We start from the raw sequence: 21,596 nt of genomic DNA on the forward strand, positions 1-21,596 counted from the left end.
GAATCAACTGATTGATCAGTTGTAATATAGTGAACAGTTAATTTCAAAACTTTGTTCTTGCATATGAAACTCAAAGTTCTACACTATTCTTTTTCTTCTCAAAATCATGCTGTAAAGTCACAATTACTTAAAACGACACCCCCAAAAAAAGCGGTTATACTATAACGCTAAATAACGATTGTAAACATTTTATTTAATCAATTTTATTATTGTCGGACTGCTATGAAGAAAAATTACACTTGCTGGGGTAATGGTATGACCATTATTGCCCTGATCCTCTCTTTGTTTTGCATTCAACAGATCCATGCACAAACCCTGGCTTTCCCAGGTGCCGAAGGTTTTGGTAAGTATGCCACTGGTGGCCGATACGGCTCAGTGTATCATGTTACCAACTTGAACAATTCAGGACCAGGCTCCCTTCGTGACGCCGTGAGTGCTCCCAACCGGATCGTGGTATTTGATGTAGCCGGTGTGATCCGGATCACAGAACGGATGATCGTATCCAGTAACATTTACCTGGCTGGCCAGACCGCTCCAGGTGAAGGCATTACCGTTTACGGTAACGGTTGGTCTTTCTCAAATGCCCACAACACCATCTGCCGCTATATAAAGATCAGGATGGGGATTGTCGGAAGCAGCGGGGTAGACGCTAACGGCCTCGCCAGCGGCCATGATATTATTTTTGACCACTGTTCCGTTTCCTGGGGCAGGGATGAAAACTTTTCTATCAACTCCACCACTGCTCAAAACATCACAATTCAAAACAGTATCATTTCTCAGGGCCTGCTGACGCATTCAGCGGGTGGCCTGATGCAATGTGATGGCGGCATCACACTGTACCGGAACCTGTATGCGGACAATGGTACCCGCAACAACAAAGTAAAGGGTGTAAATCAGTATGTCAATAACATTGTATACAACTGGAGTGCCGGTGCCTATATCATGGGAGGCGAATCCAGCGGGGAGTCATTTACTAATGTGGCCAATAACTGTTTTATACAGGGGCCGGTGGATGGAGTCCAGCCGCTTAGCCTGGGTAATTCGCTGTTCCATATTTATGCTACGGACAATATTTACGACAACAACCGGAATGGTGTGTTCGACCCATATACGATCCCTCAAAACGAATATGAAGGTCCCCCGGACTTCCAGGCCTCTCCATATGCCTATCCTTCACTGCCCACAGTGCCTGCGCAAAACCTGCTCACGGAACTGTTGCCTACAGTGGGGGCAAGCCTGCCTTACCGGGACTATGCGGATTATTATGTGATCAACGAAGTGAAATCGTTAGGCCAAAAAGGGGAGCTGATTGGAAGCGAAAGCGTTTTGCCTTTCGGTGCGCCGACCTCATGGAATTTGTGGGCGGGCACAGCAAGAACGGATACCGACAACGATGGTATGCCTGATGCCTGGGAAACGACTCACGGTACTAACCCGAACGTGAATGATGCTATGGTGATTACGGCTTCAGGTTATACCAACATCGAAAATTATATTAACAGCATTACCGCCAACAACTCCCAGGAATATTTAAGGGCGCCGATGAAGTTGAAATTAGAATCCGCAACTTCCAACAGTCTGACACTTTCCTGGTTAGATTATACTGAAAAAGAACAGGGGTATATAGTGGAAAGAAAAGTGGGTGCAGTATGGGAACAAATTGGTACTACTGGCGTTAATGTTAACTATTATACTATAAATGGTTTGCAACCCGAAGAAACAGGAACATTCCGGGTGAAGGCATACAACGCCACCACTCAATCGGGTTACACCAACGAATTAATAGCCAAAGCAAAACCGGTGGAAGTGCCGGTCCTGGACCCCAACAACTTTACACCTGATCTAACCTGGACGGGATCTGTAAACCAGGATTGGGATAAAACTACCAATAACTGGCTCAACCAGGCCAATACCGCTGTGGCCTTTACCGACAACAGCAAACTCCTGTTTCCCGAAGCAGGCACGGCCGGTAAAACCGTTAACCTCACCGGCACAATGGGGGCAGATGAAATATTATTGAACAGCAACGGTAACTATACTTTTTCAGGTCCCGGGTACATTGCTGGCAGCAAATCCTTGAACAAGACAGGCTTCGGCACATTAGCCCTTTTAAACAATAATACTTATACAGGTGCCACCGTATTAAGGAACGGCACCATAGAATTCAACAAACTTGCCAATGGAGGTGCGCCCTCTTCCATCGGTGCGTCTGCTAACTACGGCTTTAACTGGGTGTGGAAAGGCGGTAAGTGGACTTACACCGGCGGCAGCGTTAGTACTGACCGGAACGCCATTATTGATGCAACGACTGAGTTCAATGTGAGTAATAGCAGCAGCACAGTCACCTTTACCGGTGTCCTGAGCGGTGATGGGGGATTGACTAAGTCCGGACCGGGCAAGTTGGTATTGAAAAGTGCCAACCCATATGCCGGTGAAACCACCATCAATGGCGGTACGATCGAGGTGATGCCTGTTAGTAGTGCGACAGAGGCAGAGGACATTATCGACAATGGTCAGGGGATCGGGACCTCCAACATTTTACGCTTGCATAATGGCACGTACAAAACCTCCAATGGCAGCACCACTATTATGGAGAACTATCCCATGCAATTGTACGTGGATGAGAACACTGTAAATGGTTTTGAACCCTTCCGGAATGCCAATCTATCGATGACCGTTCATGGCAAGGGTACCCTGAACTATGCTATTCCTTATTTAAGGGAACTGATCCAGGGTGACTGGAGCGACTTTACCGGTACCCTGGTAGCCAACGGCGTCAACACGACAGACGGAAGCATCCTGATGATCGATAACGGCGTGGGCTTTCCCAGCAACCGGATCGTCACCACCGGTAACACTAAAATTGCAACCTATCAGAATAACAACAACATTTATCTAGGTGGCCTGTCGGGAAATGCCGGCACCATGCTTTCCTGCGGCGGAACGAAGTCGCCCAGTTTTGGCCATGGTTTTACTACTTATATCGTAGGGGGCGCAGGAACCGATGAAACGTTTAACGGTGTTATCAACAACTATCTTTATGGCAATTCGGCCGATGGCGATGGCACAACCACTATCGTTAAAGAAGGGGAGGGCTTGTGGCGCCTGAACGGAAACAACACCTATATCGGTACCACAACCGTTACCAGAGGGAAACTGATCATCAATGGTAATAACGCTGGTGCCGGTAAGGTAACTGTTGATGAAGACGCAACATTAGCCGGCAAAGGAAGCATAACCGGGGAAGTGGATGTTACCGGTATGCTTGAACCTGGTGATGGTTCTATAGGTACCCTCACGCTTAAAGACAAACTGACGCTTCAAGCTACGTCAACAACTTCTATTGACATTGATAAAACCGGCAATGCCTGGGACAAGATTTCAGTTACCAGCAACATCACATACGGTGGCACACTGAAAATCAACTTTACCGGCACGCCTGCTTCCGGTGATGTATTCAAGATATTCAGCACACCAGCTGCGATCTCTGGCACAATTACGCAATTCGAACCAGCCACACCAGGGCCCGGACTGCTTTGGGTATTTAAGCAGGCAACAGGTGAACTGGCTATTCAAACCCCCAACTTTGTAGAAGCTCCTTCCAACCTTAATCTGAATGCTCCAGTGGCAAAAGCTGGATCACCCAGCACCGTTAACTTCAGCTGGACAGACAATTCCGACAACGAAGATTATTTCATCTTAGAACGCAGCACAGATAATGTGAATTTTGTAGACGTGGGCCATAGTGCTGCGAACACAACAACATATACTGATGGTGGTTTACAATCAGGCGTTAAATATTACTACCGTATCAAGGCACATAGCCCGTTAAACGAGTCTATCTACAGCCCGGTTGCATCCGTAACTACGCCGGCCGAAGGCACGTTACCTACTGTGACCGCCAATCTTTCCCCATCAAACAATGCAAGCAATTTGTTTCTGGATAACAATACCATTTCTTTGAGCTGGAGCGGCAATTACGCAGATGTTTATGAAGTGTACCTGGGAACCAGCAGTAATAGCTTAACCAAAGTGGCTGATGTGCCCGCAGGAACATCCACGTATGCGCCTCCGTCACTGGATCCCAATACAAAATACTACTGGAGGATCGATGGCAAAAATGACAATGGCACCACCACCGGTACCATCTGGAATTTCCAAACAGCCAATATTCCGGTTACAGTAGCGGGTGATTACCGGTCCGCCGAAAGCGGCAACTGGGGAACTTCTTCAGTGGCTACGGATATATGGGAAGTTTACGACGGGACTAATTGGAATGCCACTACGACGCTTCCTTCAAGTTCAACTCCTACGGTGTCCATTAGAACGGGGCATACCGTTCGGTTAAATGCCACCACAACAGCCAACAACCTGGTTATAGAAAGCGGGGCGACACTGATTTCCGGAGCAAGTGATGGGGCCAGCGGAACGGTTACCCAAAGGAATATCCGGGTGATCAGCAGCATCAACAATTTTGGTACGGTTGGTTCCAGTTCCACAGCCACCAACCGGTTAAACTTTGAAGGCTATCGAAAAAGTGGTACAGTCTACATTACCGGTACCAGTACCTACTATCTGAATACGTTCACAGTTAATAGCATTGCCCAGAATACGGAAGTGGAGATTGATGCCAACCTCAACCTGGCCAGTTACATGCGGGCTAATTATTCCACGGCCACAACCTTGCCATGGACATCTGATCCTCAAAATGATGACAACATTAGCATCACCCTCAATGAAGGAAAAACGGTGACGATGAGCAGTTCTGGTTACCTGCAGGCCGGTAGCAGCCCGACGACCAATACCATCGCGGAATTCGGGAATTATACATTCAATATCAACGGTACGCTCGACATGCGTTCCACCGGTACTTCCTGTATTGTTGGTCATGCTACCCGGGCAAGTGTGACGACCATCAATGTAAACGGAACCTGGCTGATGGGCAATGCCATCCGCTTCATACCTTCCGGCAGTGCGGCACCTGTGGGTTCTGTGGCACTGAACATTGGGGCGAACGGTGTGGTTGATGCCGGAGCAAGAACGATCAATTCAAGCAACACTGCTACCAATATCGTGGTGACCAACACCAGTTTTAACCAGACCGTGTTCTTCAACATTTCTGGTGGAGGTTTGTTGAAATCCCGGGTCAGCACTTCTGAAGTATTGTTCCCGGTAGGCTCAGGCAATACATATAGTCCGGTCAAATTGACCAATACCGGAACAGCCAATATTATTGGAGTAGGAGTAAAAACGGGCTTAGATTACCCTATAGGTGATCCATCTAAAGTGATCAACAAACAATACAGTGTGATACCCAGTACGGCAGCAGGCGTTAACCTGGCCATCAGTTTGGGCTGGTTGACAGCCAACCAGGGTGCCAACTTCAATCCTTCTGGCGCTTCAGTGCAAGGTCGGTACAACAGCAACTCCTGGTCAGAATCTGCCGCCACTATAACGGGTGCGGGTACTATAACCAGTCCGTACTATGCCAAAGTATCGGGATACACAGACTTTGGAACCTTTGCGGTTGGCCAGGCAGGCTCCGTGAATGACGTGGAAGCACCCACCGCACAGTGCAAGCCGGTTGAGGTAACCCTGGGCCTGGACGGCACCGTGGCCATCACCGCTGAGCAGGTAAATAACGGGTCGTCGGACAAGAGCGGCGTGGTAAACCTGAGTGTCTCCCCTAGTAATTTTACAGCAGCGCAGGTGGGAGCCAACACAGTCACACTTACCGTTACAGATGCCAGTGGCAATAAAGCAGAGTGCTCCTCAATTGTCACAGTGAAGAAACGTCCTGTTACCCTGGTGTATACAGGAGCTGGTTCAGCGCAATATTCAGACCAGCAATCCCTGACCGCTACACTTACCGATCAGGCAACAGGAACAGTGCTTTCAGGTAAGACCATACGTTTTGATATCGGGGCACAAACAAAAAGCGGTACAACTGATGCAACCGGGGTTGCCAGCGTTGACCTGGTGATCAATCAGGATCCGGCTGCTGCGTACAGTGTGAAATCGGAATTTGCCGGCGACGAGCTGTTCCTGCCAGCTTCAGAGGAAGATCCTTTCGACATTCTGCAGGAAGATGCCAGGGCTTATTACACTGGTACCTTGTTCGCTTCGACAGGTGCGGGTTCAACTACCACCGTTACCCTGAGCGCAACCATACGGGACATCACCGCTGAAACCGGGGATGCTTCAACGGATGCTTTTGAAGGGAATATTCAGAATGCGACAGTGACCTTCATCGACCGGACCACTAATACCGTCATTGCAACGGTTCCAGTGGGATTGGTGAACCTTGGAGATAAAAAGGTAGGAACGGCCACATACAACTGGAGTGTAGACATTGGGAATAACAACGCTAAGGATTATACCATTGGCATCCAGGTGAGCAATTATTACCAACGCAATGTTTCTGAGGAAAATACGATCATTACAGTTTCCAAATCTCTGGACGACTTTATTACCGGTGGCGGCTACCTCAAATTGGTTCGTCCTTCCGGGCAAAAGGCAGGTGATGTGGATAGCAGGAATAACTTCGGGTTCAGTGTCAAGTTCAACAAGAGCAAGACCAACCTGCAGGGCAATATCAACACGATCGTTCGCCGTACAGAATCTGATGGTGTACATGTATACCAGGTCAAAGGAAATGTCTTGACATCACTATCGACTACCTCGGCAACGGGAACTACGCAGGGTAAGGCCACCTTCAATGGCAAAGCAAGCATACAGGATATCACCAATCCGATGTCCCCCGTATCTGTAGATGGCAATGCTACCATACAGGTTGAAATGACTGACCGTGGCGAGCTAGGGACCGGGGATGCGATTGGCATTACGATCTGGAATAAGGCAGGGGGTGTATGGTTTGCCAGCAATTGGGACGGTATCCGCACTCAGGAGCAGGTGTTGGCCGGTGGAAATATCAAGATCAATAACGGCATCGTTCAAACAGTAGCACTAAGCAGTATATCTGCAACGACGGCTAACATGCAGGCAATGGCTGTTGCAGAGGATAATAATCAAGGGGATTTACTGGAAGTGTCGGTATCGCCCAATCCAACTACTTCCTTTACCAAACTTACGATCCAGGGCCGTCCTGCTGAAGGCAATGTACGTTTAAGTGTGATGGACCTCTCTGGCCGGTTGATCGAATTAAAAGAGATCGTCCCGTCACGAGCAACCATTCAACTCGGTGAAGCTTACAGGCCAGGTATATACCTGATCGAAGTAAGGCAGGGCCGGGAAAGAAAGGTGGTGAAATTGATCAAATTAGCTGAGTAAAGTTTGATGCATCAAAAAAGCCACCCCTCGCCGGGTGGCTTTTTTACTTCAGCAATATCTTCCTGTTGCAAAAGGATCATTTTATTTTTCAAACACCACGGCTTCGGGGAAAGCTCCAAGTTTTACTAAACAATCTTGTACATTTTCAATCATCTTCGGAGGCCCGCACAAGTAAAAGTGTTTAGTTAAATCATCAATATTGTCTTTCAGGAACTGCTCGTTGATATAACCATGCTGATACCTTTCGCTTTGCTCGTCAGTGATGATGAAAATAGCGTTTGGTCCAAGCATTGAAGTCAATTCGTCTTTCAGGATGATATCCCGGTCGGTTTTGTTGGAAAAAAATAGTTTGTTGCCTTCCAGTTTGTTTTCCTTGTTTAACTGCCTGAGTATAGCAATAAAAGGAGTGATGCCTGCCCCTCCTGCAATGAAATACCCGGGTCCTTTATATTCAATAGTGCCCCAAACATCCCGGATGATCAATTCATCCCCTGGTGTAAGCGTATTTAATTCGTTAGTAACCCCTGGATGATCACTATATATTTTGATCGTGAATTCCAGGTAAGGAGCTTCATTCAATGCAGTAAAAGTAAAAGGCCTCCTTTCTTCTTGCCATCCTTCTTTATTAATGGAAACTTCTGTTGCCTGGCCTGGATTAAAATGAAAACCTGGAGGCTTTTCAAATCGAAATCGTTTAACATTATGAGTAACCTGTTCAATCGTTATGATCTTGACGGTCTGTTCCATTTTTTTCCCATTTTTCTATTTCATGAAAATACATAAAGTATTGTCTGATCAACGAATGTGCTTACGGTTTTGTTGTTAAAATGGAAATTAAGTGGTAACTTTTGATTAAGAAGATTTAATGATAATGTAATACAAAGCATCCGCTTTTTCGCATATACTTACATCATAGCGTTCTCAGAACAGCAATAATCCTGGAAGAACATATTAGAATTATTATTGGACAGATTTCTGTTCAATATGGGCTTCTTATACAATCTCGTTACCCTGGATTTTGTAAACCATTCAAAACCATAAAAAATGATGAACGAAACCAACTTCATTGTGCCCCTGAACCAGGTGGGACTGGAAGACCTGCTGTGGGTAGGAGGGAAGAACGCTTCTCTTGGAGAAATGATCCAGCATCTCTCCCCTTTAGGCATCAACATCCCGGGCGGATTTGTGATCACAGTGAGTGCCTATAAGTATTTCCTGCAGTCTAATGACCTGGAACCTGCCATCAAAAACTATGTACGGGAGATCGATTTTGACAACATTGATTCCTTAAGAAAAGGCGGAAAGAAGATTCGACAACTGATTCGCAACACAAGGTTCCCCAAAGAGCTAAGTGAGTTGATTATCGAAGCGTATTTGAAGCTGTCGGATTATTACAACATTCCGGATACAGATGTGGCGGTTCGCTCCTCTGCCACTGCAGAAGATCTGCCGGATGCTTCCTTTGCCGGCCAGCAGGAAACTTATCTCAATGTCAGAGGTCCCGGTGCACTGATCGATGCCGTAAGAAATTGCTTTGCATCACTTTTTACGGATCGGGCAATTTCTTATAGGGAAAGTTTTGGATATGATCATTTTCAATTAGGTCTGTCAGTTTGTGTTCAAAAAATGGTGCGTTCGGACCTGGCTTGTTCGGGTGTTGCTTTTTCCCTGGATACGGAAAGTGGTTTCAAAGATGTAGTTGTGATCAATGGCTCATATGGATTGGGTGAAATGATCGTTCAAGGATCGGTATCACCCGATGAATTTATAGTGTTCAAGCCAACTTTGAACAGTGATTGTACCCCCATCATTGAAAAAAAGCTGGGAAACAAAGATGTGATGATGATTTATGGCGATGATCCCGATGAAAGGGTGCGCATCATTCCCACGGAAAAAAACATGCATGAAAAATTCTGCATACCGGATGAAATGATCCTCCAGTTAGCAAAATGGGTGGTAGAAATAGAAAATTATTACACCCGCAAAAAAGGTTACTGGTGCCCTATGGATGTGGAGTGGGCTTTAGACGGCAAATCCAACCAGCTCTTTTTGGTACAGGCAAGACCTGAGACCATCCATTCGCAAAAGAAGGATCGTAAACTGGTTGATTATCATATCAACGACCCGGAAAAAGAACAAAAAATAATTGCAAAAGGTATCGCAGTAGGAGATGAAATTGCTACCGGCAAGGTAAATATTATCTATTCCTTAGACAGCCGTGTGGCCGATGGAAATTTTTTCCAGGAAGGTGATGTCCTGGTGACAGATATGACCGATCCTGATTGGGAGCCCATCATGAAAAAGGCGGCGGCTATCATTACCAACAAAGGTGGCAGAACCTGTCATGCCGCCATTGTAGCCCGTGAAATGGGGGTTCCAGCTATTGTAGGTTGTGGCAACGCAACCTATTGGTTGGCAGAAGGGCAGATCGTCACTGCTTCCTGTGCAGAAGGTGATGTAGGCATCATTTACAACGGGGCCATCGACTTTATCAAATCAGAAATCGATCTGGATGATCTGCCCCCGATACAGACACCGTTAATGTTTAATGTGGGTTCGCCCAATATGGCTTTTCAGTATGCACACTTGCCTAATCAAGGCGTCGGATTGGCAAGGGAAGAATTTATCATCAACAACTACATACAAGTACATCCGCTTGCTTTGCTCAAACATCGCTCGCTCAATGATGGAGAACTTTCTTCCCAAATCAGGAAGATCATTAAAGGCTTCGATAGTGAAGAGGATTTCTTTATCAAAAAGCTGGCGTATGGCATAGCCAAAATTGCTGCAGCATTTTATCCCAAGAATGTCATTGTGCGGTTTTCTGACTTTAAAAGCAATGAATATTCCAATTTAATGGGAGGCAATCACTTTGAGCCTGTTGAAGAAAATCCGATGATAGGGTGGAGAGGAGCATCCAGGTACTACGCTCCTGCATACAAAGAGGCTTTTGGATTGGAATGTAAAGCCATTCGCAAGGTGCGTGAGGAAATGGGTTTAACCAATGTGGTGATGATGATCCCCTTCTGCAGGACGGTGGAAGAATTATTGCTGGTTCAGGCGACCATGAAAGAATTCGGCCTGGAAAGAGGACTAAATGGTTTGCAGATTTATTTGATGGCAGAACTCCCTTCCAATATTGTCATGGCGGAGGAATTTGCTGCACATATTGATGGCTTCTCTATAGGTTCCAATGACCTGACACAGCTGACTCTTGGGTTGGATAGGGATTCGTCACTGGTTGCGCATTTATACAATGAACGCAATCCTGCAGTGAAAAAGTTGATTCGTATGTTGATACGGACAGCCAAAGACGCGAATGTGAAAGTGGGCATCTGCGGACAAGGTCCATCTGACTACCCGGACTTTGCACAATTTCTTGTGGAGCAGAATATTGATAGTATCTCTGTTACACCAGACTCCTTAGTGAAAACAGTCAGGGCCATTCACCAGGTAGAACAGGAGTTATTTGAAAAAATCAAATCAACTAATGTAAAACAATCGATGTAGTGCCTATCACATTAGCAAGTAATGAAAATGGTAAGATGATATTAGGATCAAACAGCCTCCGCATCGGAGGCTGTTTGATTACAAATTGTTTTAATAATACAGTTCTAGAGCGGTTTTGGCTGTTTTTCAACATTAGGTGGAAAACAACTTAAGCCTGTCTCGGTAAAGCCATATTATCTTGCGACAGATTTTGGTTATGACTCCATTTTATGGATCGTATTAAAAGGGAAGTCCGGTGAAAGTCCGGCGCTATCCCCGTAGCTGTAAGTTCCTTACATGTTGTTCAAACGCTCTTTAAGCCACTGTCCGCCTGAGGCGGATGGGAAGGCCTAGAACAACGGAACAAGCCAGAAGACCTGCCTGAATCAACTTACTGTTTCATAGCTTTCGGGTGAAAGGCATTGAACTGATTCATTACGTAAGAATGCTCTTCTTGCGCTGTATCAGCATCCCTTTGCATCGCTCCGGAAGCATATTGCTCAACGATAAAACAATATTATGCAGGCGGAGAACGAAATTCTATTGCAAGAGAACAAGGATCGTTTTGTGATCCTTCCTATCAATTATCCCACCGTATGGGAACACTACAAAAGGCATGAGGCTAGCTTTTGGACCGCAGAGGAAATTGATGTAAGCAGTGACCTTAAGGATTGGGAAAACCTCAATGATGGTGAGCGACATTTTATTTCACATGTACTGGCCTTTTTTGCAGCCAGTGATGGCATTGTAAACGAAAACCTGGCAGTGAACTTCATGAGCGAGGTGCAATTGCCGGAAGCAAGGTGTTTCTATGGATTCCAGATCATGATGGAGAATATTCATAGTGAAACCTATGCCTTACTCATTGATACTTATATCAAAGACCCCCACGAGAAACACAAACTTTTTCATGCCATTGATACAGTGCCAGCAGTGAAACAAAAAGCAGAATGGGCATTGCGGTGGATCTCCAATGGGACCTTTGCACAGCGACTGGTTGCTTTTGCGGCTGTTGAAGGTATTTTCTTCAGTGGTAGTTTCTGTTCCATCTTCTGGCTCAAGAAAAGAGGATTGATGCCGGGCCTCACCTTCAGTAATGAACTCATCAGCCGCGATGAAGGACTGCATTGTGAATTTGCCTGCCTGCTTTATAGCATGCTCAGAAACAAATTATCACAGGAAGAAGTGTACGCCATTATTACTGATGCGGTGACTATTGAAAAATCATTTATCACTGATGCGTTGCCGGTTGATTTGATTGGTATGAATGCCCGCCTCATGCAACAATACATTGAATATGTGGCTGACCGCTGGATCAGTGAACTGGGCTATCCGAAGATTTATCATGCTGTCAATCCATTTGATTTTATGGAAATGATATCGCTGCAGGGTAAGACCAACTTTTTTGAAAAGAGGGTTGGGGATTACCAGAAGGCGGGAGTAATGGCAGCAAAGGAGGGGCAGACCTTTTCATTGGAAGAAGATTTTTGATTGGAATGTATAAGTATTGAAGTAAACGAAAACCAATATTATTTATGAGTTACGTCATTAAAAGAAGCGGCAAAACAGAACCTATACAATTTGATAAAGTAACGGCACGCATCAAAAAGCTTTCGTACGGATTGAGTCCACTGGTAAGTGTGATTGAAGTGGCTAAGAAAACCATTGAAGGTATCTACGAGGGCGTGCATACAACTGACCTGGATAACCTCGCAGCAGAGGTGGCTGCATCATTAACGGCTAATCATCCGGATTATGCCATTCTGGCTTCACGAATTGTTGTGAGCAATTTGCATAAGAATACAGAAAAATCTTTCTCTGCTACCATGAGGAAGTTGTATCAGTATACTGATGCCAGCACCGGAAGGCAAATGCCACATATTGCTGATGATGTGATGCAGATCATTGAGGATAATGCCGGACTATTGGATAGTGTGATCATCTATGACCGCGATTATGCATTTGATTATTTTGGTTTTAAGACGCTGGAGAAGTCTTACTTGTTGCGGATTAATGGCGAAATAGCAGAACGCCCGCAACATATGTATATGAGGGTGGCACTTGGTATTCACAAGCAGGATATTGAAAGTGTTTTGAAAACTTATCAACTAATGAGTGAGCATTGGTTTACTCATGCCACACCTACGCTCTTTAATGCGGGTACTCCGAAGCCTCAGATGAGCAGTTGCTTTTTGCTGGCTATGAAGGAAGATAGTATTGAAGGTATCTATGATACACTGAAACAAACCGCTAAGATTTCTCAAAGTGCCGGTGGCATCGGATTATCCATACATAATGTTCGTGCAACTGGTAGTTATATCAGCGGAACTAATGGCACCAGCAATGGAATTATTCCTATGCTGCGTGTTTTCAATGATACTGCTAGGTATGTAGACCAGGGAGGAGGCAAGCGTAAGGGTGCTTTCGCTATTTACCTGGAGCCATGGCATGCAGATGTACTGGAGTTTCTGGATTTGCGCAAAAATCATGGCAAAGAGGAATTGCGCGCCAGGGACTTGTTCTATGCCCTTTGGATTCCTGATTTGTTCATGAAGCGCGTTGAGGCTAATGAAGACTGGAGTTTATTTTGTCCCAGCGAAGCGCCTGGACTGCACGAATGCTGGGGAAAAGAATTTGAAGAGCTATTTGTTAGATACGAGCAAGAGGGCAGAGCCAGGAAAACCATCAAAGCGCAAGAGCTTTGGTTCAGGATCCTGGATGCGCAAATAGAGACAGGCACACCCTACCTGTTGTATAAAGATGCGGCCAACAGCAAGAGCAACCAGCAAAACCTGGGCACGATTAAAAGCAGTAATCTGTGCACTGAGATAATAGAATATACTTCACCTGGTGAGGTAGCGGTTTGCAACCTGGCATCTATTGCTTTGCCGAAGTTTGTGACAAATGGAACCTTTGATCATGCGAAGTTATTTGAAGTGACCTACCAGGTTACTAAAAATCTGAATGCCGTTATTGATCATAATTATTATCCTGTGCCGGAAGCAAGAAACGCTAATCTAAAACACAGGCCGGTAGGATTGGGCGTGCAGGGATTGGCGGATGTGTTCATTAGGTTGCGCCTGCCTTTTGAAAGTGAATTAGCAAAATTGTTGAACCAAAACATCTTTGAGACGATTTACTTTGCGGCCATGACTGCCAGTAAAGACCTGGCAAAGCAATATGGTGCTTATGAATCCTATGCAGGATCTCCTGTTTCAAAAGGCATTTTTCAATTTGACATGTGGGGCGTAACGCCAGGTGATCGGTGGGACTGGATTGGACTGAAAGAAGAAGTGAAGAAATATGGCGTTCGGAATTCGCTATTGGTGGCGCCTATGCCTACAGCTTCTACTTCGCAGATACTTGGTAACAATGAATGCTTTGAGCCTTATACCAGCAATATTTATGTGCGCAGGGTATTAAGCGGAGAGTTCATTGTTGTGAACAAACATTTGCTCAAAGACCTGGTGACACTTGGCTTGTGGAATCATGATATGAAAAATAAGATCATTGCAGCCAATGGTTCTATTCAAAACATCAATGGAATACCGGCAGACATTAAAGAGTTGTATAAGACAGTGTGGGAAATCAAACAGCGTTCATTGATCGATATGGCAGCAGACAGGGGAGCCTTTATTTGCCAATCACAATCATTGAATTTGTTTGTTGACAATCCCACTACCGCCAAGCTTACTTCTATGCATTTCTATGCATGGAAGAGGGGTTTAAAGACGGGTATGTACTACCTGAGAACACAAGCTGCATCGCAGGCAATTCAGTTTACAGTAGAGAAGCAGCCCCGCAGTAATGAAACAGATTTTGCTGATGGTGCAGTTTGTACTATGGAGGATGGATGTGTCAGTTGTGGATCATAGCCGCTTTTTGATCATTCATTAAAATCAGTAAATTGCTGATACGGGCTGCCCGTTTTTTTAATAAAATACAAAACCAACATCATTATGGAATCAAGAGAATCATTACGCTATCTTATTTTCTCTGCCTCAATGAGGTCAGGATCGCTCAATACACAATTAGCAAAGTTAGCTGCAACTGTTATTCAGGGGCATGGTGCGACAGTCGACTATGCAGATATGCAGGAATTTGATTGTCCATCATACAATGGCGATATGGAACAAAAGAGCGGGATTCCTTCGGGAGCTAATGAATTACGCAAAAGATTGGAAGAGAATGATGCCTTTATCATTGCATCTCCGGAATACAATGCTTCCATGCCTGGGACTTTAAAAAATGTAATTGATTGGGTTTCCAGGTTTCGTCCGCAACCTTTTAATGAGAAACATAGCTTGTTGATGTCAGCTTCACCATCCATGGTCGGGGGCAACAGGGCGCTCTGGTCGTTGCGCATTCCATTAGAGCATCTTGGTTCCAGGGTGTTCCCGGATATGTTTTCTTTGGCATCGGCTCATCAGGTGTTCAATGGAGATGGAACGCTCAATAATACAGCTTTGGCGAAGAGGTTTGAAGATAACCTTGTAGCCTTCATGAATCTTGTTGAAGCAGCCAAGCATTATCCATGTATTAAGAAAGCGTGGGTGGAATTTTTGGGTGAGCGCCCTGATCCTGTTATCGACAGGGTAGAAGCCTAGCAGGAAAACTACTCAAAGAATTTCTGATATTTCAGGGGGGAAATTTGTGCATTCAAACTATTTGTTTTTGAATGCACAAATCCCCTATTTTTGCAACCCCAAAACGGTACACCGGTAAAACGGTGGACGTTGAAGGATCGGTAGTTCAGTTGGTTAGAATGCCGCCCTGTCACGGCGGAGGTCGCGGGTTCGAGTCCCGTCCGGTCCGCTGAAAATAAGCCACAAGCAATTGCTTGTGGCTTATTTCTTTTACGGTATTTCTTTCTAAGTTTAGAAATAATGCAATGCAGTTAGTAAAGTTTCAGCAACAGCCATCCCACCTATTTAATCCGGGCCTTTTGATTACTCCGCCACAGGCATTTCTTCCTTTAAATGGATTCAATTAAATAATCAATTTCATAGAATGGTCCATTAAAATCATGGGATGCTCTATTTAAATTCTGCATGCTCGGGAAGAACTTTGTCTACATAAAAATAAGCTCTTTCAAACCCGGCAACTCATATCGCGTATTTTGTGCAAACGTTTGCATGTCAATATTTCAGATTTATTGCCATAATTTTTAAAAAAAGGAAATTTCTGACCCGATAGGGTTTAACAGAAACAAGTTACTAATGAAACATTGGTCTGGGCCTGAAAATAAAGCGCTTTTACCTCTGAGTTAGTGCAGAAGATTTTAGTGGAGGGTGGGTTGTTCTATATTAGAAACTTATGGATTTGAGATTGAAATAATCAGAAAACTAACGCATTGCTATATGATCCGTAATCTTTATGATAGAGAAATAATTAATGGATTTCGCAGGGACGAAAAGCAATCCATTCGTACGCTGTATTTAATGTACTACAGATCCCTATGCTACTTTGCCGAACGGCTTGTTGATGACAAAACGGAAGCAGAAGATATTGCCCATGAGGCCTTTTTAAGACTGCTTGACAAACAAAGAGATTTTGATCATATCAGTGATATCAAATCATTTTTATTTACGGTTGCCCGCAATATATGCGCAGATCACTGGCGTAACAAAAAGCGCAGGGAATCGGGCATACAAGAACTCAAATACCTGGATAGTACTGATGATGTGTTTGCGGAAATAGAAACAGTAAGGGCTAAGGCGCTTCAGCTTATTTATGAAGAAGTGGAAAATTTGCCTGGGCAGTGTAAAAAAGTATTCAAGTCTGTATTTATAGAAGGAAAAACCACTTCAGATATTGCTGCCGAAATGGGTATCATGCCCCAAACCGTATTAAATCAAAAAGCGAAAGCTTTGCATATTTTGCGTCTTGCACTTGCTCAAAAAAATCATTCATTAGCAGCGGCCTCTCTGATCATTTTATCATTTTTCTCCCGTCATTGATTTTTTACAGGCCATCGTAAAAATTTTTTTTAAAAATCAGGAAAGCAATGGTTAAACTATTGCTTTTTGCGACTATATAGTAGTAATAGGCTGTTTTTCAGATTTAGCCGGCCTTACCAAATCAAATAAAGCAATGCTCAATATTAAAATAGAAGAGATTATTATAAATTTTATCGATGGAACTATAACCTCCGAAGAAGCCTGTTTTTTGAATAAATGGATACAGGAATCGGAGATCAACAAACAGCTATTTGAGGAATTAACACATCCTGAACTTGTAAGTAAGGAACTGCAAAAGTTTTATACATATGATGAAGAGCTGGGTTGGAACAGGATAGAAACCGAACTGGCGCATCGGAAAAAAATAAAACAAACCAATTGGAAATATTGGACTGCCGCGGCTTGCATGTTAGGTGTTATAGTTACCACAGTCGTAATATTTTTTAAGGGTAATGATAATATTATAGAAAATAAAGTTGCGACAGTAGTAAAAAACGATGTTGAAGCACCTCAATCAAAAAGGGCTTTTATTCAATTAGCCAATGGAGAAACTGTTGCTCTTTCCAGTGTTGAAAAAGGTATTTTAACTGAGCAGGGTAGGGTGAATATTGTAAAAAACAGCGAGGGACAGATCGTTTACCAGGGCCATGCAACAGAGACTGTTTTTAATACGCTTGTTAATCCTCGTGGTGGTACGGTAGTATCACTGGTATTGAATGATGGCACTAGGGTATGGCTCAATAGTGAGAGTTCATTAAAATATCCCAATTCATTTTCCGGAAATGAAAGAATTGTTGAGATTACCGGAGAGGCGTATTTCGAGGTGGCAAAAGATCCTGCAAAAAAATTTATCGTAAAGGGAAATGGGGTAATCACCGAAGTGTTTGGCACCCATTTCAATGTTAATACCTACAATGATGAGGCAGAGACCAAAGTGACATTGCAGGAAGGGAGTGTGAGGGTTTTAAAAGGTGCTTCATCGGGCTTCCTAAAACCCGGGCAGCGGGCAGCTTTTAGTAACAAGAGTGATCAAATGGCCATTGATAATACCGATGTTGACAAGGTACTGGCATGGGTATATGGGGATTTTAATTTCGATGATGAAACATTGCCTGATATCATGCGGCAGCTTGCAAGGTGGTATGACCTGGAAGTGAGTTTTGAAGGCAAACCGCCTGCAGATCTTTATTCAGGTATTATCAGCCGCAAGTCATCGCTGGTAACCGTGCTGCAGATATTAAACGCAGCAGAAGGGATAAAATACAGTATAGAGGGTAAAAAAATAAAAATAGAAAGAACTAAATAAAAATTAAATAAACCAACATTATGACATGATTTAAAAAACAGAAACCTGAACCAAGCCTGAAATTTTGTTATAAAAAAACCGGGGATGGTTGCAACATCCCCGGGCATAATGGGACAAACAGGCATAAATAAGTGATGACATTACACCAATTGTTTAACCCAAAACTTAAGGAAAATTATGAAAATTAACGATGCTGCCAAAGAGCGGCGGAGCTATGCTTTGTCAAAAATGCTGCGTATTATGAAATTGTTTACTGCTTTTATGCTATTGTTTCTTGTTCATGCAAGTGCCAGGACTTCTGCACAAAAAGTATCGCTTGAACTTGAGAATGTAGAACTCTCAAAAGTATTCAGGGAAATCCGAATGCAAACCGGATTGAATTTTTTTTACAAATCAGAAGTTCTTAAAAGAGCTGGCAAGGTGTCCATTAAAGTTAAAAATGCTGAGGTGCAGGAGGTGTTGGCCAAATGTTTTACTGGTAAACAGGTAGAATTCAGAATCACGAGCGGGACGATCATTATTTCTGAAAAGGCCGTTTCCGCAGTTCCTGTTACACAACAGTCAATTCCGCTTCCTGATTTTGAAGCTTCGGGAGTGGTGACAGATGAGGAAGGAAAACCTTTAGAAGGGGCTTCTGTTAAATTAAAAGGAACAGACAGGGGAGTTAGCTCCAATGCTTCTGGATTTTTCAGGATTCAGGTTCCCGACCGGGGAGGCATATTGCAAATATCCTATGTTGGCTACGAAACCACTGAAGTTAGCGCAACAAAAGCTACGCCAATCAATATACGACTGAAAATTAAAATAGAAAGTGCAGAGCAGGTAGTGGTTGTTGGTTACGGCACACAAAAGAAAGTAAACGTATCTGGTTCGGTGGCTTCGGTTTCGGGCAACACTTTAAACCAAAGCCCTGCCCCTAGGTTAAATAATTTATTGGAAGGGCAGATAGCAGGTTTAACTGTTGTGCAGCCCACAGGTGAGCCGGGCAGGGATGCGGGTTCTTTGCAGATAAGAGGTAAGGGGTCTTATGGCGCTTCTTCCGCGCCCTTAGTTTTGGTAGATGGTATTGTTTCTAGCCTCTCCAACCTTTCCCCGGATGATGTAGAAAGTATATCAGTATTGAAAGATGCTGCATCGGCCTCTATTTATGGATCTCGTAGCGCCAATGGTGTAATATTGATCTCCACCAAAAAGGGAAAGAAGGGACAATCAAGAATAGACTTCAGCACCGATTTTGGAACTACCAGCGCCACAGTGCTTCCTAAGCTTATTACCAACTCGGTCCAGTACATGGAGATGTTCAATGCAGCGCGTCAGCGCAGCGGCCAGCCCGCCGCATATACCCAGGCTCAGATCGATGCTTATAAAAACAATGCAGGCAATCCTCAATACCCTAACACCGACTGGTTAAAATATTATTTCCATAACGGGCCAATCGCATCAACCAGCTTATCCCTTTCCGGAGGAAATGATCTGTCCACTTACTATGTTTCGGCAGGACATCAAAAGCAAAAAGGTATTATTGATCTATACGATTATGACAGGTATAATGCTGTGCTGGATTATAATACAAAGGTGAAAAAATGGATTAAGGTTGGTACCAATATCAATATGTCCTATGAGGACGTTTTAGCTCCGGTCTTCACCAACGATGGGTTGATCCTTCTAATGTATGCACAGGCACCTACCTATTCTCCCTACCTTTTGAATGGAAGTGGCAGGCGTGCGAACAGGGATTATTCAACCAACGGCAACGTGAACCGTACTGGTGATGAAGTATTTAATATGGGTGCGCAATCCACCAAAAACTATAACATGATCGGGCAGGGGTATATAGATATTAATATCATGAAGGGCCTTAGCTGGAAAAACACAGGGGCGCTTGTTTTCTTTAACCAGGATAATAAGAACCGTTCCTATCCCACAGAACAATCCTCTTATGCGTTCCAGCCTGATGCAAGCGGAAACTATATAAAAACCGGAAACGGGAACCCTCCTTTTACCGGGCTGCAACAAACTTCAGCGAGAAACCTTACATTAACAGTAAACAGCGTACTTAATTATACAAAAGATTTTGGAACCGATCATCATTTTAATGCGCTGGCCGGATACGAACAGATAAGCAACAGGAATACTTCTTTAGGCGGAAACCGTTATAATTTTATCAGCAATTCAATTAACGAATTAAATGGCGGCCCTACAACCGGATGGGAGAACTCCGGCAGTGCAAGCGAATATGCATTGCAATCCTTGTTTGGCAGGGCCAACTATAATTACCAGGGAAAATATTTTGTGGAAGGCGATATCAGGTATGATGGTACTTCAAGGGTGGACCCCAGGTACCGTTGGGGAACTTTTGGAGGCGCTTCTGCAGCATGGAGAGTATCAGAAGAAAAATTTATTAAAGGCAATGTTCCCTGGCTTACAGACTTAAAATTGCGGGCTTCTTACGGCGTATTAGGTAACCAGGAAATTGGTAACTATCCTTACCAGGCCGTATTTGCTAACACTGCTTATCCTTTTGCTGGCTCCCTCAGCCCCGGCGTTTTAGTTACGGACTTATATATGGCAAATTTACATTGGGAGAAAACAGCTACTACCGATTTTGGTTTGGATCTGAATATATTAAGAGGTCTTTTGGGCCTTACTTTCGATTGGTACAAAAAGAACACATCCGATATTCTGGCGCCTCAATTGGATGTGCCGGCAAGTTTAGGGCTTGGGGCTCCTGTAATTAATGCCGGCGCCATGGAAAACAAAGGGGTTGAACTGAGCCTTTCACATCAAAATCATATTGAAGAATTCACCTACGGCGTTAACTTTTTAATTGCTGCCAACCACAATAAAGTTACCAAAGTACTGGCTACTACTAAAGGCGTGTTTGCAGAAGGGCTCCCCTACAACAGCTACTACATATATCAGATGGATGGTATTTTCCAGAGCCAAGATGAAATTAGTAAATCTCCGGCCCAACCCAATTCCGGTAACCTGAAGCCCGGCGACATAAAAATTAAAGATATGACTGGCGATAACAAAATTACGCCCGATGACAGGGTAAGCTTCAGTCCATATCCTAATTACAACTACTCTTTTGGCGCGAATGCAGGCTGGAAAGGATTCAATTTGAGCGCATTTTTCCAGGGTGTAGAAGGCCAGAAATTTCTTGTATCAAATTGGGGCATTGATCCGTTTTTCCAGGGTGCGGCGCCAACAACCGAGTTCTTAAATGCGTGGACCCCGCAAAACCACAGCAATACGATACCTGCTGTTTATCAAAGGGGCTATGCCGGTGTGAGCGGATATCAATCTACTTACTATTTGAAAGATGCTTCTTACCTGCGGTTAAAAAGTATCAATTTATCATACACATTTTCACAAAAGCTGATAAAAGCTGACTGGTTAAAGCAGCTTACGCTATATGTCGCAGGAAGCAATCTGTTTACATGGACAAAATATCCGGGTGCTGATCCTGAACGTTCTGGGTCGGGCAATTATGCCCAATTTCCACAAGTGAAGATATTTAGCGGAGGTTTAAAAGTTTCCTTATAATT

The 21,596-nt window shown here is 44.1% G+C and carries 9 protein-coding genes, 1 tRNA gene and 1 riboswitch; of the genes, 9 read left to right on the forward strand and 1 reads right to left on the reverse strand.

Annotated elements, in window-relative coordinates; all coding sequences use genetic code 11:
- The first annotated feature begins 222 nt into the window (after window positions 1–222).
- Window positions 223–7,290, forward strand: coding sequence for an autotransporter-associated beta strand repeat-containing protein (locus tag OCK74_RS15230; RefSeq protein WP_279297913.1), 7,068 nt, complete (start codon window positions 223–225; stop codon window positions 7,288–7,290).
- Between the two features lie 81 nt (window positions 7,291–7,371).
- On the opposite strand, the gene OCK74_RS15235 is transcribed toward OCK74_RS15230, so the two are convergent.
- Window positions 7,372–8,037: an FAD-binding oxidoreductase gene (locus OCK74_RS15235; RefSeq protein ID WP_279297914.1), complete on the reverse strand. Its 666-nt coding sequence runs from the start codon at window positions 8,035–8,037 to the stop codon at window positions 7,372–7,374.
- A 297-nt stretch (window positions 8,038–8,334) separates the two neighbouring features.
- Between OCK74_RS15235 and ppsA the strand changes: the two genes are divergently transcribed.
- From ppsA to OCK74_RS15275, 8 genes are all read left to right on the forward strand, one after another.
- Window positions 8,335–10,800: a phosphoenolpyruvate synthase gene (gene ppsA, locus OCK74_RS15240; protein WP_279297915.1), complete on the forward strand. Its 2,466-nt coding sequence runs from the start codon at window positions 8,335–8,337 to the stop codon at window positions 10,798–10,800.
- Between the two features lie 174 nt (window positions 10,801–10,974).
- Window positions 10,975–11,178: riboswitch (cobalamin riboswitch) on the forward strand.
- A 120-nt stretch (window positions 11,179–11,298) separates the two neighbouring features.
- Window positions 11,299–12,270 carry a ribonucleoside-diphosphate reductase small subunit gene (locus OCK74_RS15245; RefSeq protein WP_279297916.1) on the forward strand — a complete coding sequence of 324 codons (972 nt, stop codon included), beginning with the start codon at window positions 11,299–11,301 and terminating at the stop codon, window positions 12,268–12,270.
- 44 nt (window positions 12,271–12,314) lie between these two features.
- Entirely contained in the window at window positions 12,315–14,654 is a 2,340-nt protein-coding gene (locus OCK74_RS15250) for a ribonucleoside-diphosphate reductase subunit alpha (protein ID WP_279297917.1), read from the forward strand.
- An 84-nt stretch (window positions 14,655–14,738) separates the two neighbouring features.
- Window positions 14,739–15,386: an NADPH-dependent FMN reductase gene (locus tag OCK74_RS15255; RefSeq protein ID WP_279297918.1), complete on the forward strand. Its 648-nt coding sequence runs from the start codon at window positions 14,739–14,741 to the stop codon at window positions 15,384–15,386.
- Window positions 15,387–15,520: 134 nt separating this feature from the next.
- Window positions 15,521–15,594, forward strand: a tRNA-Asp gene (locus tag OCK74_RS15260).
- A 545-nt stretch (window positions 15,595–16,139) separates the two neighbouring features.
- Complete coding sequence (locus OCK74_RS15265) at window positions 16,140–16,739, forward strand: RNA polymerase sigma factor (protein WP_279297919.1); 600 nt, start codon at window positions 16,140–16,142, stop codon at window positions 16,737–16,739.
- A gap of 133 nt (window positions 16,740–16,872) precedes the next feature.
- Window positions 16,873–18,045, forward strand: a complete 1,173-nt coding sequence (locus tag OCK74_RS15270) for a FecR family protein (protein ID WP_279297920.1) — start codon at window positions 16,873–16,875, stop codon at window positions 18,043–18,045.
- A 177-nt stretch (window positions 18,046–18,222) separates the two neighbouring features.
- Window positions 18,223–21,594: a TonB-dependent receptor gene (locus OCK74_RS15275; RefSeq protein WP_279297921.1), complete on the forward strand. Its 3,372-nt coding sequence runs from the start codon at window positions 18,223–18,225 to the stop codon at window positions 21,592–21,594.
- Window positions 21,595–21,596 lie beyond the last annotated feature (2 nt).

Source organism: Paraflavisolibacter caeni, from assembly GCF_025628885.1.
In the GTDB taxonomy this organism is placed as follows: Bacteria; Bacteroidota; Bacteroidia; order Chitinophagales; family Chitinophagaceae; genus Flavisolibacter; species Flavisolibacter caeni.

Excerpts from the sequence above, each read along its gene's own strand:
- OCK74_RS15230 (WP_279297913.1), top strand. The coding sequence starts at position 223 with ATGAAGAAAAATTACACTTGCTGGGGTAATGGTATGACCATTATTGCC.
- OCK74_RS15235 (WP_279297914.1), bottom strand. The coding sequence starts at position 8,037 with ATGGAACAGACCGTCAAGATCATAACGATTGAACAGGTTACTCATAAT.
- ppsA (WP_279297915.1), top strand. The coding sequence starts at position 8,335 with ATGATGAACGAAACCAACTTCATTGTGCCCCTGAACCAGGTGGGACTG.
- OCK74_RS15245 (WP_279297916.1), top strand. The coding sequence starts at position 11,299 with ATGCAGGCGGAGAACGAAATTCTATTGCAAGAGAACAAGGATCGTTTT.
- OCK74_RS15250 (WP_279297917.1), top strand. The coding sequence starts at position 12,315 with ATGAGTTACGTCATTAAAAGAAGCGGCAAAACAGAACCTATACAATTT.
- OCK74_RS15255 (WP_279297918.1), top strand. The coding sequence starts at position 14,739 with ATGGAATCAAGAGAATCATTACGCTATCTTATTTTCTCTGCCTCAATG.
- OCK74_RS15265 (WP_279297919.1), top strand. The coding sequence starts at position 16,140 with ATGATCCGTAATCTTTATGATAGAGAAATAATTAATGGATTTCGCAGG.
- OCK74_RS15270 (WP_279297920.1), top strand. The coding sequence starts at position 16,873 with ATGCTCAATATTAAAATAGAAGAGATTATTATAAATTTTATCGATGGA.
- OCK74_RS15275 (WP_279297921.1), top strand. The coding sequence starts at position 18,223 with ATGAAAATTAACGATGCTGCCAAAGAGCGGCGGAGCTATGCTTTGTCA.